The sequence below is a fragment of the Pseudoalteromonas sp. L21 genome, from assembly GCF_021728035.1.
GTDB lineage: Bacteria > Pseudomonadota > Gammaproteobacteria > Enterobacterales > Alteromonadaceae > Pseudoalteromonas > Pseudoalteromonas arabiensis.
This window is the reverse complement of sequence record NZ_JAKKCV010000005.1, coordinates 192,509-210,150: the sequence shown is the minus strand read 5'-3', so window position 1 is coordinate 210,150 and position 17,642 is coordinate 192,509. Positions and strand designations below refer to the sequence as shown.

The 17,642-nt window shown below is 38.6% G+C and carries 16 protein-coding genes; 12 read left to right on the top strand and 4 right to left on the bottom strand.

Going from position 1 to position 17,642, the window contains the following annotated elements; translation table 11 throughout:
- The 7 genes from L3V41_RS15425 (at position 1) to L3V41_RS15395 (ending at position 8,015) form a co-directional block, all read left to right on the top strand.
- Positions 1 to 897, top strand: coding sequence for a type II secretion system protein GspK (locus L3V41_RS15425; protein WP_237128052.1), 897 nt, complete (start codon positions 1 to 3; stop codon positions 895 to 897).
- Complete coding sequence (locus L3V41_RS15420; protein ID WP_237128051.1) at positions 894 to 2,018, top strand: hypothetical protein; 1,125 nt, start codon at positions 894 to 896, stop codon at positions 2,016 to 2,018. Before L3V41_RS15425 ends, L3V41_RS15420 begins: the two co-directional genes overlap by 4 nt.
- Positions 2,011 to 2,592 (top strand): hypothetical protein, encoded by a 582-nt coding sequence (locus L3V41_RS15415; RefSeq protein WP_237128050.1) that lies wholly within the window; start codon positions 2,011 to 2,013, stop codon positions 2,590 to 2,592. The genes L3V41_RS15420 and L3V41_RS15415 overlap by 8 nt, the downstream gene beginning before the upstream one ends.
- Positions 2,589 to 3,086, top strand: a complete 498-nt coding sequence (locus L3V41_RS15410; RefSeq protein WP_237128049.1) for a hypothetical protein — start codon at positions 2,589 to 2,591, stop codon at positions 3,084 to 3,086. Before L3V41_RS15415 ends, L3V41_RS15410 begins: the two co-directional genes overlap by 4 nt.
- A complete protein-coding gene (locus L3V41_RS15405) occupies positions 3,067 to 5,139 on the top strand; it encodes a secretin N-terminal domain-containing protein (protein ID WP_193988213.1) in 2,073 nt (690 codons plus the stop codon). Before L3V41_RS15410 ends, L3V41_RS15405 begins: the two co-directional genes overlap by 20 nt.
- A 731-nt stretch (positions 5,140 to 5,870) precedes the next feature.
- On the top strand, positions 5,871 to 7,238 hold the full coding sequence (locus tag L3V41_RS15400) for a hypothetical protein (protein ID WP_193988214.1): 1,368 nt from the start codon (positions 5,871 to 5,873) through the stop codon (positions 7,236 to 7,238).
- 225 nt (positions 7,239 to 7,463) lie between these two features.
- The gene (locus L3V41_RS15395) at positions 7,464 to 8,015 is read left to right on the top strand and encodes a photosystem II reaction center PsbP family protein (protein ID WP_237128048.1); all 552 of its coding nucleotides are present in this window, start codon (positions 7,464 to 7,466) and stop codon (positions 8,013 to 8,015) included.
- Positions 8,016 to 8,110: 95 nt separating this feature from the next.
- On the opposite strand, the gene L3V41_RS15390 is transcribed toward L3V41_RS15395, so the two are convergent.
- Entirely contained in the window at positions 8,111 to 9,004 is an 894-nt protein-coding gene (locus L3V41_RS15390; RefSeq protein WP_237128047.1) for a sulfotransferase family 2 domain-containing protein, read from the bottom strand.
- Positions 8,976 to 10,307, bottom strand: a complete 1,332-nt coding sequence (locus L3V41_RS15385) for a flippase (protein ID WP_193988217.1) — start codon at positions 10,305 to 10,307, stop codon at positions 8,976 to 8,978. Before L3V41_RS15385 ends, L3V41_RS15390 begins: the two co-directional genes overlap by 29 nt.
- Positions 10,308 to 10,438: 131 nt before the next feature.
- On the opposite strand from L3V41_RS15385, the gene L3V41_RS15380 reads away from it, so the two are divergent.
- The 4 genes from L3V41_RS15380 to L3V41_RS15365 all read left to right on the top strand — a co-directional run bounded on the left by L3V41_RS15380 (position 10,439) and on the right by L3V41_RS15365 (position 15,506).
- Positions 10,439 to 11,587, top strand: coding sequence for a polysaccharide pyruvyl transferase family protein (locus L3V41_RS15380; RefSeq protein WP_228074390.1), 1,149 nt, complete (start codon positions 10,439 to 10,441; stop codon positions 11,585 to 11,587).
- Positions 11,588 to 11,972: 385 nt separating this feature from the next.
- Complete coding sequence (gene wecA / locus L3V41_RS15375; protein ID WP_193988219.1) at positions 11,973 to 13,064, top strand: UDP-N-acetylglucosamine--undecaprenyl-phosphate N-acetylglucosaminephosphotransferase; 1,092 nt, start codon at positions 11,973 to 11,975, stop codon at positions 13,062 to 13,064.
- A 38-nt stretch (positions 13,065 to 13,102) separates the two neighbouring features.
- Positions 13,103 to 14,383 carry a lipopolysaccharide biosynthesis protein gene (locus tag L3V41_RS15370; RefSeq protein WP_193988220.1) on the top strand — a complete coding sequence of 427 codons (1,281 nt, stop codon included), beginning with the start codon at positions 13,103 to 13,105 and terminating at the stop codon, positions 14,381 to 14,383.
- Positions 14,358 to 15,506 (top strand): glycosyltransferase family 4 protein, encoded by a 1,149-nt coding sequence (locus L3V41_RS15365; protein ID WP_193988221.1) that lies wholly within the window; start codon positions 14,358 to 14,360, stop codon positions 15,504 to 15,506. Before L3V41_RS15370 ends, L3V41_RS15365 begins: the two co-directional genes overlap by 26 nt.
- 39 nt (positions 15,507 to 15,545) lie before the next feature.
- Here the strand turns inward: L3V41_RS15365 and pssE are convergent, their stop codons facing one another.
- Positions 15,546 to 16,001: a PssE/Cps14G family polysaccharide biosynthesis glycosyltransferase gene (pssE, locus tag L3V41_RS15360; protein ID WP_193988222.1), complete on the bottom strand. Its 456-nt coding sequence runs from the start codon at positions 15,999 to 16,001 to the stop codon at positions 15,546 to 15,548.
- Positions 15,998 to 16,474, bottom strand: coding sequence for a PssD/Cps14F family polysaccharide biosynthesis glycosyltransferase (gene pssD, locus L3V41_RS15355; RefSeq protein ID WP_193988223.1), 477 nt, complete (start codon positions 16,472 to 16,474; stop codon positions 15,998 to 16,000). The genes pssE and pssD overlap by 4 nt, the downstream gene beginning before the upstream one ends.
- A 266-nt stretch (positions 16,475 to 16,740) precedes the next feature.
- On the opposite strand from pssD, the gene L3V41_RS15350 reads away from it, so the two are divergent.
- Positions 16,741 to 17,640 carry a Wzz/FepE/Etk N-terminal domain-containing protein gene (locus L3V41_RS15350; RefSeq protein WP_193988224.1) on the top strand — a complete coding sequence of 300 codons (900 nt, stop codon included), beginning with the start codon at positions 16,741 to 16,743 and terminating at the stop codon, positions 17,638 to 17,640.
- Positions 17,641 to 17,642 lie beyond the last annotated feature (2 nt).

Sequence of the window (17,642 nt, the reverse complement as noted above, 5' to 3'; positions counted from 1 at the left end):
ATGAAAGCTCAGACAGGTATTGCACTTATACAAGTCCTTATTATTTCCTTTATTTTGGCCTTATTAGGGATTTTTATTAATCAGTCGATACAACAACAAGTTAAAGTAACGCAGCAAATTCAAAACAAGTTTGCAATGCGTTTGGAGCTGGAAGAGGCCGAAACTCAGCTATTTTCAGCCTTATTAGCCCATAAAAAATATCCAGACACTAATAGTAATAACCAACTAGTTAAAAATTGGAACTTCTATGGTGAAGAGTTTAGATTAAGCGATTCAATATTTATAAGCTTAATGGACATGAAATCATTATTTAGTTTGAATATTTCAAGTCCAGATCTGATCAAAAATTTGTTAATTCAACTCAATGTCGAAGAAAACACAGCACAAACCTTTGTAAGCTCGTTGACTGATTGGAAAGACGAAAACGATGTAAGTCGTGTCAATGGTGCTGAGGCCAGCTTCTATAAGCAGCAAGGTAAACGTTATGTTCCCCGTAATGGTTATTTACAAAGCGTAAATGAAGCAGCTCTTATTCGAGGTGCTGAGCAAATACCGAAAGAATACTTTGCACGCTATTTCTCAACAGAAATGGTGACAGGTTTTAACCCAATTAACGCACCAGAGGCTATTTTAAAAGCGATAATAAAAGATGAATCGACAGCCAATAAAGTGTTGAAACGCAGAGCAGCAGGAACACTAAGCAGTTATGACTTTTATTTGCTAACAGGCATTGAAGAAGGTGAGTTTATAAATTTTGTCACTGGCAGCAAAATAAGAGTACAATTACGTGTTGTTTTAAATGGTGCGCAGTTGAGCAAGCAATATATTTTAGATGCTACTCCACGTTCTTACATAAAACCTATGGTGTTCTCTCAAGTTAGCTGGAATAAATCGTGAAATTAAATCAACTTACAAAATCAAGATTATTAAACACGCAGCTTAAAAATACTTTAGGCTATCTCGCTAATGGGGGAATAACCCCTATTTATGAGGACTGCACTCACTTTAAGCCGTTTTTTGTAGTGGTTGCTAGAAAGCACTACAGCATCACTCGTAAAAGTTACCCTGCGCTTAACATGACAGAGCTAAAGGCATTACTGAAAATAAATCAGCAACAATACAGTGATGCAAAACCGTTAGTTGAAATAAAGCCCAATAAAGAAATTGATGGTTTTGATGTAACAACTATCGTCTTTGATCAAGAGTGTGCAGCACTTGCTACAGGAAGCAAAGTGCTGATCCCTGAAACGGCTATTCTATCTAAGCAAAGCACAGCAGAAAAACAGCTTTTTGAGCTTACTACACCCCAAGGTGTATTATTTTTTAGTCGTTCAGGAACAAGTACTCATAGTGCCTACTGTAAGGGACTCATTCAAAATATAGCGGCATATAAACACAGTATTGGTCTTGCTGATGACATAGAGCCAACAATAATTAGTCAATCCGCTTATTTTCGCTTTTTGGCTGAGCAATTTAATGGATTAGCCATTGCTGATTTAGCCAAAATAAGTGTATTTAATTACCAGCATAAAATTAAAAGTACGCAGCTACATGCCCTATACTGGGGGCCACTCATTAGTGTTACCTTGTACTTTGCTGTTATGGCTGGATGGCAGTGGTTAAGTATTAATGCCACGAAGCAAGCAATTGAAAATCAAGCTGACAATGCTAATCAGTTATTATCGCAAAAGCAGCAACTTGATGATTTGAACAATAAAGTTACCTTACTAGAAACACAGGTTAAACAAAATCCGGCCGTTTTCTCAGACTGGGATATAGTCCACAGCGCATTAAGTACAGGCATGTTAATAGACAAGTTTTCATCACGCCAAGGAGTGATCACATTAAGTGGTGAATCTAAAAGCGCGAATACGACAATCGCTGCAATTGCTAAGTTATCTCAGGTTGATAGTGCCATTTTTAAATCAGGTGTGCGCAAGTACAGAGGTTCTGAAAAGTTTGAAATTGAGATAACCTTGCATACAGAAGTACCTGCAGGAGCAAAAGCGAATGGCTGAACTTATAAAATATAAGCATTATTTAATTGTCACCGCTGCTTTAATTTTTGGTTTATATATTACCGAACCATTAATGCTAGCCTACGATGAGCTTAAACAAACGAATACGCTGAATCAAAAGCGTGAAACTAAATTAACAGCCTTACTTTCTGAGCAACAAGTACTCGCTGAGCAACTGGCGTTAGCCGAGCAAAATAAAACGAAATTACAAGCTCTTATGTTTAATAAACCCTCTGAGAGCGACTTTAAACTCACGGCTCAAACACTTTTGGAGTCAACTTTAGAACCTGTAAATTGCTCAATAGAGCGGGTTGCGTGGCGAGGCGAAACTCCAATAAGTGAAAACATTAGCCAGTGGCGACTTAATATGCGCTTTAACGGTGATGCATTATGTGTTGTAAAGGCCACTAAAAAGCTAGAGTCATTAACGCCTTTAATACGCTTTGCAGAATATAATTTTACCAGCCGAGAGTGGAATGGAAGTACAACACAGTCATTAACGGGTGATATTGATCTTATTATGTGGAATAACCGTCAAGTGCTCCAACCACAAGAACAGGAGCCAGCAGCATGAATTGGATAATCGCAGCCATCTCTGTTATGAGTGTCATGTTTTTTGCTGTTCCTGAATTGTTTGACTCAAGCACAGAGCAATCCAGTAATAGTACTGATATTGCAGCATTAACTATTTCTGAGTCAGCATTAAAGCAAGATTCACCGTCGTTATTATTAACTCAATTGCAAAACGAAGCAAACAGTATAAAACGCCAGCAACTAGCCGAGCAAAAGCAAGCCGAGAGCAAAAATAAAAAAACAGCGGCTGAAAATGAACTCGTATTCGGCGATCAGGTTTTTCATTTATTAGGTATTTTTAACCAGCAGAACAATGTGTTTGTGATTATAAAAAATGACCAACAGCAGTTAGTAAAAGCAACAATAGGTGATACACTGGGCGGCAATGTAAAGTTAATTGCTGTAACAAATAACACCATTACCCTTGCAAACGAAACACAAACAAAAGAATTTAAACTTTTTCAACGGCAGTCTCATGAACAATCACCTTCATAAATCAAGCGGATTACTTTTTGCTATTTTATTTTTTAGCACTGGCTGTGCATCGCTTATTGAGCCTAGTAGCAATGTAAAAGCAAATAAAGTCGATGTTACAAATTCATACTTAAAAGATAATGACGACGGAATTAAAGACACAGCGCCTGTAAAAGTTGAACAACAAGACGAGAAAAAAACGACTTTTGAACGTGTCAATTCACTTGAAGATGGGCAGTCACTGACGTTAGAAGTTGACCTATCAAAGCAGTTTAATAACAGTAAACAGTTTCAGGTATCTGTTAATGCGTTACCGTTAAATGAGTTCATTCATTATTCGTTAGGTGAGCTGTTGCAAGTATCGTATTTAATTGAGCCATCAATTAAATCAAAAGCCACCCCTGTTACACTAGAACTGAAAGAAAAAGTAACCGCTCAGCGCTATTTTCAACTAGTACAAGAAATCTTTACGCAAAATAAAATTAGCATTACATTGAATGATGGGGTGTATTATATTTTTCCGGCTGACCCTAAAGGGAGTAAATCGGATGTTGCTTTTGGCTTTGGCCGCACCCCTGCATCGGTCCCTAATGTTGCAAGTGATATAGTGCAATTAGTGCCTACAAAATATGGTGTATCCACTGGGCTGCGTAGTGCCATTGCAGGTTTGGTTGACGCACAGGTGAGTATTGACCCTGCCCAAGGCATGGTGACAATTAAAGGTAAACGTGAGCAAGTGTTAAGGGCTATAAGCCTTATAAACTTAATGGATAGCGCTGCAATGAACAAAAAAGCGGTGGCGTTGATGAAGTTTAGCTATATAGACTCGCAAACATTTATTACCAAAGTAACCGAGCTATTAGCGCTTGAAGGGATTGATGCGCAAGCAAGCCGTTCAACCTCTGCCAGTGTTTATTTTATACCTATTGAGCATTTAGGGCAGGTTGTTGTGTTTGCAACCGCTGATGAAATAATTGACCGTGTTGAATATTGGCAAAAAGAGTTGGATAAGCCTGCAACAGGTGCAGAGCAAAGTTTTTATATTTATCACCCTAAATATGCAAGAGCCTCTGACCTAGGGCAAAGCCTTGCACCATTATTAGGTGGCAGCTTTAATAGTAAAAAAACACCCGAAAAGGCGGCAACTGATGCACCTACTCCAAGTAATGCATCAAGCCAAACACAAAATAACACAGTAAGCAGTATTGAAGGTGACGATATTCGCTTAGTGGTGGATGAGCGCGCTAATGCTCTTATTTTTTACTCGACAGGGCAATACTACCAAGAACTACAACCTATTATTCGCCAGCTTGATGTTATGCCTAAGCAAGTGATGATGGAAGTGGTGATTGCTGAGGTAAAACTCACCGGCAGTTTTTCTAAAGGTGTGCAATATGCTATTGAAAGCGGTGAGGCCACAGGCCGAAAAGAAAGCTTTAGCTTTAATACCGAAGGGGGAGGGGCATTTAATTACTCGATTGTTGGCTTACCTGGCAATATAAGTGTGAATTTATCGCAAACAGATGGCCTTGTAAATGTACTTTCGCGCCCAACGCTATTGGTACGCGATGGTGTCGCTGCTAATATTAGTGTGGGTGACGATATTCCAACTATAGGCAGCACCACCACAGACCCAATTAGTGGTGACCGCCAAACCACACAAGTGGAGTACCGTAAAACCGGTGTTGATTTAACGGTAACGCCAACCATTAATGCCCAAGGCACGGTGATTATGACCATTCAGCAAAATATTTCGAATATATCACCAGATGGCAGTGGGGCTGGAGGTAACCCGTCTATTTTTGAGCGTACCTTAAGCACAGAGGTGGTGGCTGGCAACGGCCAAACAGTGATGCTGGGCGGCTTAATTAGTGAAAACAAATCAAACGGTGCCTCATCAGTGCCCTTTTTTGGTGACCTTCCAGTGCTTGGCCACTTATTTAGAACAGACAGCAGTAGCTCAGATAAAACCGAGCTAGTAATATTAGTCACCCCTAAAATTGTTCAAAATAAAGAAGACTGGCAACGGGTAAAAGACAGCTTTATTAAAGGCTTAGAAAACATTGCCTTTTAATTGCTGTAAATCGCTAAAGTATTGTGAGTAGAGTGACGATATAAAGACTAAAGTGCCGTTTGGTGAGTGTTACGTTAAACGGCCTCGTTTTTATATTAGAATGATTATAAGCTTTTTGTATTAAAAGAAGGCTTTTTGCTTGCTGCTAAATGGTTAAGCTTGGTTCATTGGTTGTATAATTACTCTAATCGAACAAAAAAAGAGCTAAACGGCTGCGAAAGTGGCAAAATTGTATAAATAATCACTTGAAAAGATGTGCCTTAAAAGATAACTTTAGGTTGTTCAGTCAAAGTTAAGTTACGTAATAAAAAAGCGGTAATAAAACGACAACTGTGCGTACTAAACAACATTACATAAAATTGTAATGTAGGCTTGTTATAAGGTGTGTGTTTGCCTTAAATCAAAAAATGATTTAAAAACACATGCCAGTAACAATTTTATACTTGGGTTAGTTATTCGTTATATGCAATAATCGGTTGTAAATGACAGGTGAGTGTTAAGTAGGTTTGTTGTGAAAAGCGTTAAAAACTCTCTACAGCAAACAAAATTTTTTTTAAAGTAGTTTAAATTGTGAACAAAGTTGCAATTTAGCTGTAATTACTTGACATCTCTATAATAAGCCCTTAAATTTGCATTGATCTGGCAAACCTCCAGCCGGAACAATAAAAAATCTTGGTGTATTGCCTTCATTAACAATATGCCAGTTTCATGAAACTAGGAGAATGGAAATAATGAAACTATTCAAAAAAGCACTACTAGCTACGGCTGTATTTGGTGCAATGGGTGCACATGCTGCTGACGTATCTGATGCAGTTAAATTTACTTCAGCTGAAGGTTTTGCTGCTTCAGTTGCAGGTGGTCTTTCAGATGACCGTTCTGTACGTGTTATCGTTCGTGAAAAGCTAGAAGCTGGCGACAGAATCACACTTCAGTTTGGTAAAGGCTTTGGTGACAACATCACTGGTGTAGAAGCTTACACTGGTGGTGCACTTTCTTCAGGTCAAATCTCTATCAATAATGGTACTGCTGACTACACATTCACTGTTGACGCAGTTGCTAGTGACTTCGCTAAAGGTACAGTAGTACTTGAGCTAGACACTGGTTACACAGTTGAGCTTGATGAGTCTTTCGAAATCGTTGTTGCTGCAGATACATTCGAAGCTACTGCAACAGAAGCAAATTCAACAGTAACTTACTCTGCAGTTAGCTGGCAAGACGGTTCTGCTAAAGACACTAAAGGTGATAATACAGGTACTTTCCTTAAGTTCCGTAGTCAGTACTCTGCAACTGTTAAAACAGCGCTTGACGGTGTTATTGAGCGTAAAGACGGTGATAAGTTCATTTCAGGTTTCCCTGGTACAGCTGACGCAACTGATACATTAGTGCTTACACTAAAAGATGACACAACGCTTTTAGATGCAGTTACATCTGGTGCAGTAGCTACATTTAAATTAGCTGGTGACTTTAGTGATTTTGATCAAACAGTAGCGACTACTACTGATGTAGCATTCGCAGCTTCTGATGATACTATCGCACTTACAGCATTAACAGATTCTCTAGCAACCTTCACGGTAACAGACGCTGGTGCTGCTGGTATCGCTGGTGATATCACTGTAACATTAGACAATGCTACACGTATTGCTGCTTCAGAACGTATTAAAGCAACTTCATTCGCTCTAGCTGGTGATGTTAACTATGGTCTTCCTGCTACAACATCTGTTTTCTCAAATGCAGATGCAGGTAAATGGATTGTTGATGCAACTATCATCAATGTTCCTTACTTCCCAGTAGGTTACGAAGGTGTTTCAACTTCTGTACACTTCGCGAATGAAGGTTCTGCAGATGTTAACGTAATCATGACTGCTATCGATAACAGCGGTAAAGTATACGAAGCTGTTGACATGGGTGATTTAGCTGCTGATACAGTAACTAAATACAAGCAAACTGATATCATGGATGCATTCGGTATCACTTCAGCAACTAAGTTAAGCGTTACGTTTAACATTGATGCAACTGACGGTGTAGTTAATGCGTACGCATTCAGCAACGCTGGTACTGGTCGTCAATCACTAGTAACTTCACAACAAAAAGGTAAGTAATTAATATTACTTAATCTTTAGTGATAAAAACCCAGCTTAGGCTGGGTTTTTTATTTTTTAAGTACTGTTTAACACTTAAAATACAATCTAAACTTAAAATACAATCTAAAATGCCTTTCTGATTTTTTCCTATCATGCTTGCCCACAGACGCAGTTATTAATATGATGGCGACTTCGCAGTATGGTGTATATAAGCCTCTAAACTACCTTAAGGATAATGACACGATGTACAAAGCACTCTTATTTACCGCTTCTTTATTGGTTTCAGGTATGGTGGTTGCAAATGATAGCAATGACAGCGCATGTCAATTTGATATAGAGTTTTCATCAAAACCTAAAGAAAATAGTCAAACAGTGAACGCGTCTCCTTCGGTTACGATGGACATTAAACAGTTTGTTGCCACCAAAGTAGTCAAGAATGCAAAAATTGCGTCTAATGTAATGTGCCAACATTTGACGGGGCATGCCTTTACTGGCTCAGAAGGTGAGTTTGCTCAGTTTATTGATAACGCAATTCAAGGCCTTTTGAAAGCAGGTTTTAAAGGCCTTAAATTTACTCGAGTAGGTGCAGATGACGCGACCTATAAAGATGACTTAACTCATCTAGAGTATATATTTACAGGTGATAAAGCGGGTAATAAGCAAGTGATTCATAACCTTGCTGTGATCGATAAGAAGAATAACCAAGTAATTACCATTTCTGTAAGTGGTAATGAAAAAGTCAGTGATGAAATTAAAAGCGAATACACTAAACTGGTAAATTCATTTAGCCTTTAATGCTTTTTTGTAGACGATTTTAACTTTTCTAAAATCGTCTACTTCTCGCCTCTACTCCTTACCTCTACTCACCCTCATCTCTACATATGCTGATTTTAAAGCGTACTGTACTTGTCTTTTGCGCGTAGGTAGTTGTCGGTTTCAAATCGGCATAAATGCTGTATTTGTTGGTTGATGTGCGGTTCATTTAAATAATTTTGCAGTGTGTCTTTCACACTTTGCTTGTGCTTATCTAAATGGCTTTCGGTTGTATTATGACTGCCAATGTTAATCTGCTTACCTGTTAACGTGTGTATCTTAGAAGAAAACCCATCCAGATTATCTAAAAAACTCACCACGCTGTATTTTTCAAGGTTATCACTGAACTCACTTTGCATTGTTTTAGCATCATGCTCATCCCTAGCGAAGCGGCCAGCAATACACATACTGGTAACATTGGCCATTTGCCACCCCCTGCGGTGCTGCAAAATGGTGTCGACCTCTGCTGTGAGGTTATCGTAGTTTAAGTTGTTTGGTGCCATCATTGGCAATGAGTTGGTCAGTTTATTGTATAGGTAGTTCGACTTAAATCGGCTTACTGGCTCACGCAGCACAGTCACAAAGTGATACTGATTGGCAAATTGATTAAGCAATTGTTTGTTTGTTGTTACATGGCCACTTATATAGGGCCAGTCTTGTGCAAGGTGGTACGCAAGCAAGCCAGTTAATTGTTTAGCATGGTGATCGCTAAACTCACTAATACTATCTAAATCAGTAATTTCGCGGTTCATACCTGCTAGGCTCATGGCAATGGCACCTTCGCGGCTAAAGCGAGGTTGACCAGCAATCGCAAATTGCTCACGCATGGCTAAATCAATAGAAATACCTCCCGATTTAGGTACGTGTACAAAGCAGATTGGTTTTGCGTGGTTATGGCTGTTTTTAGCAATACGTCTAAAGGCAACGTCGTAACCAAGTCGGTTAATTATTTTTTTTACTGTGCTTTTCATACTGTACTTTTAAATCGTGAATAAGGTTTGTCAAAATTGGCACAGAGTGTAACACAGCTTGGTGCAATACTTTTGCGTACTCCCGAGTTTTTACGTTAATAAACAAAAAGCCATAGCTTGCAACCATATAAGCAATAATTGTTGCCCATGCAGCCCCTAACCCTTGGTATTTAGGTATGAGTAATAAGTTGAGTAAAATATTTACAACAGCCCCTAAAAGGTTAGAGAGCAGGCTGTATTTATAAAGTTTTTCAAGAATAAGCCATTTAGATAGCACTGCTCGCTGAAAAACAAACAAACTCGCAAAAATATGAACACTAAGAATAGCGGCACTGCTTGTGTATGCTGAGCCATAAATCAGTGCAATGATGTTGTCAGCAAAAAACCAAGTCGCTAAGCTTAAAATAATGGCGGAGCAAGTTAGCACCAGGATCAACCGCTGTAGTAACTGTTTATACAGGGTAGGGTGTTTAAAACGACAATGGCTAAGTTGTGTTGTATAAACATTGGCTATTAATACTGGAAACACATACCAAAATTCAGATAACTTAGCCGCTGCGGCATAGTAAGCCACTGCTTCTGTGTTAATGAGGTTAGCAAGCATTATCTGATCTATTTTTAAATAGATAACGGCTGCAACGCCTGAAAATAACAGCCATTTTCCTTTTTGATAAAGCGCAAGGTAAGTTTGCTTTTTGGGTTGTAGTTTATAAACCTGATGATGCTTTTGGCTGGTATACATAATGTAGTAACACACGCCGATCAGTACGGTCTCAAGCCCTTGTAAAAAAATAAGCGTTGTTAAATCAGCTGCATTAATAATAGCGATGAGTTTTGCAATATTAATAAGTGTTATGGTTACTAGGCGTAGTTTTACCAGCTGAGATACTTGCTTTTTAGCTATATAGAAAAACTCCAGCACATATAAAAATGTAAAACCTTGCATAGCGACTAACATGATTATTAGCCCTGCTTGCTGATGATCTAAATTAAAGGCGTATAAGCACACTAAGGTAGTAATCGCTAACGAGACAATGGCACCTAATAAGCGAATAATTAAGGCAGACTTTATATAGTAGTGGCTGTTTGCAGGGTATTTTACGATGTATTTAGTAATAATATTATTAAGCCCCATGACTGCCAATGGGCTGAAAATGGCGGCAAATGAAACTATGTAAGAAAACTCGCCAAATAAGTCAGGGCCTGCTAGCCGTGCTAATAAAATATTGTTTATAAAGCCAAGGCCAAGTAGCACAACTTTTTCGATGATAAGCAGTAGTGAGTTTTTAACGTTTAAGCTCATTTTAGGTGTTTTATTGCCTATTTGAACGGGTAGTTTATCGTAAATCAAAGAAATTGCACGGAATGCTTGAATGACTATAGATTGCTGTATATTCTTACTCGCTTTGCGTTTTCATTCAGTTTGGGTTGCTTGTGTTAGTTGAAATTAAGGGTGTTCAATTTGTTAATAAGGGTGCGGAGTTGATGCTTGCATCGATTATTGCGCAGTTAAATAAAGCGTTACCAAATGCTGAAATTTGTTTAGTGCATAATGCTAACTCGCCTTATGTAAAACGAGCAAAAGTAGGCGCATACCAAAAGATCAACCTGTGCAAAAATATTCTTGACCTTAATTGGCTATTTTACTGTATTCCGTCTTCAATACGTCGTTATTTTAAAAATCGCTTTGGTATTGTAACTGAAGCGGATGTTGATGTGATTTTAGATGCATCAGGTTTTAGTTATGGCGACCAATGGTCTGATCTCGTTTTAAGACAAGTGGCAAGTGTTGTTAAACGCACTCAGTCTCGCTCAAAGCATTATATTTTTATGCCGCAATCGTTAGGGCCTTTCTCGCGCGATGAAAATAAAAAGTATGCGAAGGTCGCGTTTTCTAATGCAAGCCTTGTGTTTGCAAGAGAACAGCCTTCGTATGAGCACATTGTAGAGCTTGTGGGTGAATCAACTAATATTAAGCAAGCCCCTGATTTCACGAATTTATTTTTACCAACAGCCAAGCCTGAATACGACATATATCAGGATCATGTTATTTTGATCCCTAACTCAAAAATGCTCAGTAAAAGAAATAAAAACACATGGTGGCGAGAAAACTATGTCACAACTTTGGCTCACTTGGCTAACCAAGCCCTTAAAAAAGGGGAGAAGGTGATTATTCTCAATCACAGTGGGGCAGATGACGCCCCCCTGTGCCATGAAATTAATCGCTTGCTAGACACGCCTTGCGAAGTGGTTGAGCCAGCAGATGCTGAGTCAGTCAAAGCATTAATTGCCAGAGGCAAAGTGATTATTTGCTCACGCTTTCACGGTTGTGTGAGTGCGCTTTCTCAGGCTATTCCATGTATTGCAACTGGCTGGAGCCACAAGTATCAAGAGCTTTTCAAAGAGTACGGCTCTGAGGAAACGCTGCTTCCTGCTAATGTTTCACCAGCTAGTTTAGATGCTTTACTCAATACGTGTTTGAACGAAAACACTGAAAGAAAGTCTCAGCTAGAAAATTATGCGATGAAGTATAAGCAGCAAAGTAAAGACATGTGGCAAACGCTGCTGTCTACCATACAGTAACTGTTTTTTGGCTCACTATTAAAAGTTGCGCTAACTGACAGGGGGAAGTCAGCTTTAATTCAGTTCTTAATTGTATGATTACATGTTAGTAACGAAGTTTTACAGTTTGTTTTTATGTTTGCTTGTAAGGTGATTGTAATTCTTATATTATTTTCGGCCTTTGTCTCGGTTGTAACTGTAAAAGGTACGATTTATATGTGTGGGTCAAAGTTTAGTTTTTAGTTTTATAGCTTATAGGTACTAATCGGTAGCTAAAGTTAGGTTTTTAGTAAAACAAGGGTTACAGCTGTTAAAACGTTTATGTCTTTTTATTTGTAATCATCTATAATGATAGGCGTTTTGATGATGTTTCGGGGTACTTCATGTTGATTAAGGTTTATTTTCTGTGATTTTAACAACTATTGCACTTTTTATGTGCTCGTTTTTGAGCCTTTTTGTATTTCGAAAATTTGCCATTTATATAAATCTTGTTGATCAGCCAAATATGCGTAAACATCATAACGGCCCTGTTCCTTTAGTGGGTGGTTTGGCTGTTTTTGTTGTTGTATTCAGTTATTTAGTTATCTACCCCGATTCAATCTCTTCCACTTTTATTTATTTGTTTTGCGCCAGTATATTATTAGTAATAGGTGTTTTTGACGACTTATACGATATTAGTTTCCGATTAAGGTTATTAGTACAAGCGTTTATTTCAACCATGATGATGGTGTTTGGCGAATTGGTTTTTACCAATGCAGGGCAAATCGTCGGTGGCTTTGATTTAGAGTTGTCGTATTTTAGTTATCTCGTTACCGTTGTTGTGGTAGTGGGGGCGATTAATGCCTACAACATGGTTGATGGAATCGATGGTTTATTAGGCGCATTAGCGACCATTACGTTTGCTTCGCTCGGTCTGTTATTTTATTTTAATGGTCAAGTCCAGCTAGCTGTATTTTGTATGGTTGTAGTTGCAGCGACGATTCCTTATATATTAATGAATTTAGGTATTCCTTTAGGTCAGCGCTTTAAGATATTTATGGGCGACGCTGGCAGTACGGTGATAGGTTTTAGTGTTGTTTGGCTTTTACTTGAAGGTTCGCAGTCAGAAAGCGCAGCCTTTAATCCTGTAACAGGGCTATGGGTGGCAGCTATTCCAATTATGGATGCGATTTCTACTATTATTCGTAGAATCAAAAAAGGTCAGTCTCCATTTAAGCCAGACCGAGAGCACTTACACCATATTCTGCAAAGATTAGGGGTTGGCCCTAAGATGACCTTGTTTGTTATTTCTATGCTAGGTTGTTGTTTTGCGTTAGTGGGTATTTTAGCCCAGTTAAATGCTGTTCCTGACTACTACATGTTTTACGGCTTTATTTTCTGTTTAATTGTATATCATCAAGTTATGGTTAACATATGGCGATTAACAGTACGTGCTCGCCGATTTTTTGGTGTTTCAAAAAAGCAGCCAGAGGGAAAGGCTCATAAAGTTAAGCAATAGCTTTGTTATTGCTTCTGTATTAGTGAACAACCTAGGTAATGCTAAGTAAATTAATTAGGCAGACTGGAACGCTGATCAGCGGAAATTTATCTGCGTCTGTCCTGAACTTCTTCTCAGTCGCCCTCTCGTTGAAAGCATTAGGTGTTGAGTCCTTTGGAGAGGTGACTCTACTTCAAGCTTACATATTGGTTTTAAGTTTGTGTTTTAATCCGCAAGCATGGCAAGGTGTGATTCGCTACTTTTATCTTGAAAAAGATAAAGCATCTCTTATTGTGTTAACCCTCAAGTATGATCTGATATGTGCCCTCATCGGGACTCTAATTGCGATATGCTTTGCACAAACCTACGCAGAGAGCTTCAATTTGCAGCATCACACTGAATTATTACAGTGGTGCTCAGTATATATCCTACTTAATCAAACTAGTGTTGCTATAGGTGTTTTGCGTTATCAGGAACGCTACAACGTTTTGGCGATGCAGGCAATCGTTAGCGCCGTGTTGTTTTTTCTGTGCGCATTATTAGGGTACTGGAAAAACTTTGGTGTCGGTTTTTTTGTAACGGCGTACCTTCTGACTTTAGGTGTGGGGGTTATTTATATACAATGCCACAGCAGTCGGTATGTTGCTTCATTGATAAAAAGCCAGAGTGATTGCAACTTGTTGTCTAATGATAAGAAAAAAGAATTTAGCCGTTTTAATTTGACTGTACACATGACCTCGTTGGCCGATATCCCAGTCAAGCAATTAGACAATATTTTAGTGGGTGCTGTGGTCTCCGTCGGTGCCGCTGGTGCTTATCGTGTTATTAAGCAAATAGCTACTATCTCAACAAGGTTAACCAGTCCTTTAAATCAGGTTTTATACCCAGAGATTAATGTCTATTTAGCCGAAAAAGCGTATGACAAAGTCGAAAAGATAATGTCAAAAATAGTGCTGTTACTATTGTTACCTTCCCTTGCATTTGTTGCTGTTGCAAGTATGACATTTGATTACTGGGTTGTGGCTCTTTTTTCAGCAGAGTTGTTGGTTTACAAGTGGCATATTGTGGTATTTATGATTGTTCATGCAGTATCCGCTGCATTGACTCCGATACATCCTGTTTTTCTGGCTTTAGGTTATGTTAAGAGTTTATTACTGATTACGCTTTTTTCTAATCTGGTTTTATGTTTAGGGATCCTAGTTCTAGGGGCGAAAATTGAACTTTGGGGAGTGCTTATAGCAATCTTTGCTCAATATTTTTTGACTATAGCATGCAAGCTCCCTGTAATTTTAAGTAGATTAAGAAAGGAAAAGAATGAGGGTTCTACATTACATACCTAACTTTTCAATGAGCACGGAAACATTTATTTATGATCAAGTTACAGCGTTGGAAAAAGAAGGGATAGAATCTGCGGTAGTGACCGCTAAAAGAGTCAATGAACAAAGCCGTCCTTTTGAACCTGTCTACTTGTGCCCAATTAAAATGGTTATTAATGAGCGCTTTACACAGGCATTTGCCCTAAGGCTACAGTTGCTGCCATATATGATTGACTACAAATATTGGCAAAAGGTGATTGATGAGTTTAAGCCAGATGTTGTTCATTGCCACACTGGTAATGGGGTGAAGACATGGATGCACGTAAGCGAAAAACTCAACCTCAAAATACCCACATTGGCATCATTGCATGGCTCTGATGTAAATAGTGAACCTTTAATTAGGGCTAAATACAGGGCTGTACTTAAAAAAGCAGGCAGCAAAGATTTTATAAAGTGGACTGTTCCTTCTGAATTTTTAAAACGTAAAACAGTCGAAAATCTGGATGTTCCGAGTGAAAAAATTACAGTTGTGCATAACTCTTTTAATTCTATGTTTCTGTCAACAAAGCAGGAAAAGAGTTTTGATACTTTGAATATTGTCTCGGTTGGACGCTTAATTAATTGTAAAGGTCATGAGTTTTTGATTCGTGCATTGGCTGTTTTACATAAAGACTACCCTAATGCGACCCTCACCCTGATTGGTGGCGGTGAGCTTAAAGAGCATTTACAGGGCTTAACTGACCAGTTAGCTTTAACTAAACATGTGAACTTTATCGATATGGTGAGTCATCAAGCATTACCAGAGCTGCTTTCATCGTATAATATTTATGCGCAGCCATCGATTCGAGATGATGTTACATTTCAAGAAGAATCTTTTGGTGTCGCTGCACTAGAGGCAATGGCATCGGGTTTAGCAACGGTTGTTTCAGAGTGTGGTGGTTTAACTGAGCTGGCATCATTAGTTGATACATCCGCAGTGAAAGTGGTGCCTCAAAGAGACCCTGAGTCATTGGCAGGGGCAATAGCTGAGTTATATAAAAATGAAGCGAGTTTAACCCTTGCGCAAAGACATAAATTAGCTGAGCTATTTTCAATAGACATGAATACAGCAAGTATTAAAAGACTTTACAGCGAGTTAACTCAGTAGTTCAGAACGTTAAGCCGTACTTTTCAAAAAAGTACGGAGTTACTTTTTTAGGAGCTTACTTGTTAACTCATCCGCGAGGAAAAAAGACTCTTTGCTGTAGGGAACAGGCTCATACGCGATGATGCCTTCTATATGACTCTCTATATGATTTACATCATGGCAAACCAAAGCATAGTTGTTTCTTTCGATATATAAGGCTAAATCTGATTGGTGTTTATCGACTCTGTCAAAATTTGGCACGACAATCATTTTTTTGTTGAGCTCCAATAGTTCAAAAACAGTGCCAGCCCCCGCGTGTGTAATAACAATATCTGCATCGGCAAGCACGCTTGAAAACTCATTTGAACGAGCGAAAGAGTTGCCATTTTGAGGCTTGTATCCTCCTGTGCCTATCTGAAAAGTAAATGAGAACGCCGTCAATTTTGTAGCGGCTTGGTCTACCGCACGAATTAAAGAATCAAAAGATGATGAGCCTACAGTGACAAGGATTTTCATAAGCGTCCACAATATTTTGCATTTTTATAGAGGGTAAGCTGCTCTTTATTTTGCACCCAAAATTCACTGCATATTTTCGACATCCATTTACCAGTGAAAGAGCGTGTATAAAAGCGACAAAACGTCTCGATGAAAATGACGTTTTTACCCATGGCTCTGAGAATGATAGAAGGAATAATAGCCATGCCAGGTCCGGTTGAAACGATCCCCGTCACTTGGTACTTATGACAAATCTTTAGCGTAATAACGGTTGACCGAAATAGCCCAAGCATTGCCATTAACAATGACTTTAAACGGTTCTCTTTGTGACGAACATCACCTAGTTTGAAATGTGTTACTTGTGAACATAGTGGAGATGGCCCTAAAGATATAAACTTAAGTTCTGATTCTTTAATATGTTTATATAGTAAACTCATCTCTTTTTTGTGCCCACCTTCCCCATATGCGAGAATAACGACTGGTTGTTTTGACATGCTTATTGATTTCTATTTGATCTTAGGTTCATTTTTGTAATCGGTTCTTATGGCTATAAAGTCGGGGGACAAAAGATAAGAAACACATATGCTTTATGATAACGAATTCAAAAAACATTTCCTAGCAGCAATTACTTAACGCTAGTTTTATGAGCATTTTTAAGTGAAATATTCGCGGGCGTAACTAAAGTTTTTAAATCTATTTTAATCATACCTTCATTTGCTATAATGCCTGACTTTTAGTAGTCAGTTGGTTGAGAAACTCCATGGAAAGTAAAGGTATAAACTTAACATTTTCTAGGTTAATGAAGTATAAATGGGTAGTTGTAATCGGTACTCTACTTTCGGCAGCATTGTCTGTATATATTGCTATGCAGCAACCAAATAAATACACAGCAAAAGTCTACTTGGTTCCATCTAATGCCAAGGAAGGGGGCGGCCTTAATAAATTAGCTGGTCAATTTGGTGGTCTTGCAAGTATGGCAGGGATATCGCTTGGTGGTTCTGAGGCTGACGAAGTTGAAACCGCAATTGAATTTATGCGAAGCAGAGGCTTTATTCAACCGTTTATAGAAAAAAGGAACTTATTACCAGAGTTACTTGCTCTAAAGGGGTGGGACCAAAGTACTGATACCTATATTTATAATCCTGAAGTTTACGATGCTGAGCAAAAAAAATGGGTAAGAACTCCGCCTCCTGGTAAAGATGTTGAGCCTTCGCCGTGGGATGGTTATATTCCTCTATTAGGCAGCTTCGATATACTTTATATGAAAAAAAAGGGCGTCGTTCAGCTAGAGGTGACAGCGCTTTCACCAGAGTTATCGGTTAATATTACCAATTGGTTAATTGAAGATATTAATGCCTTTTGGCGTGACAAAGACCGCAATGAAGCTGAAGAGGCTATTAATTACCTGCAAGAGAAAGCTGCGGAAACTAATGTCGCTGAGTTGCGCTCTCTATTCTACGAACTTATTGCGGACCAAACTCGCTCAAAGTTATTGTCTACCGTCGGTGACTTTCATCTAGTAAAACCTTTATCTCCTGTTATTTATCCTGAACAAAAATCAGGCCCTTCTCGCGCTCTTATCTGCTTAGGAATAACATTTTTTGGAGGCCTTGTTTCTCTAATTGTTGCATTTATTCTTGCGTTAAGAAAAAAGGCTTAAAA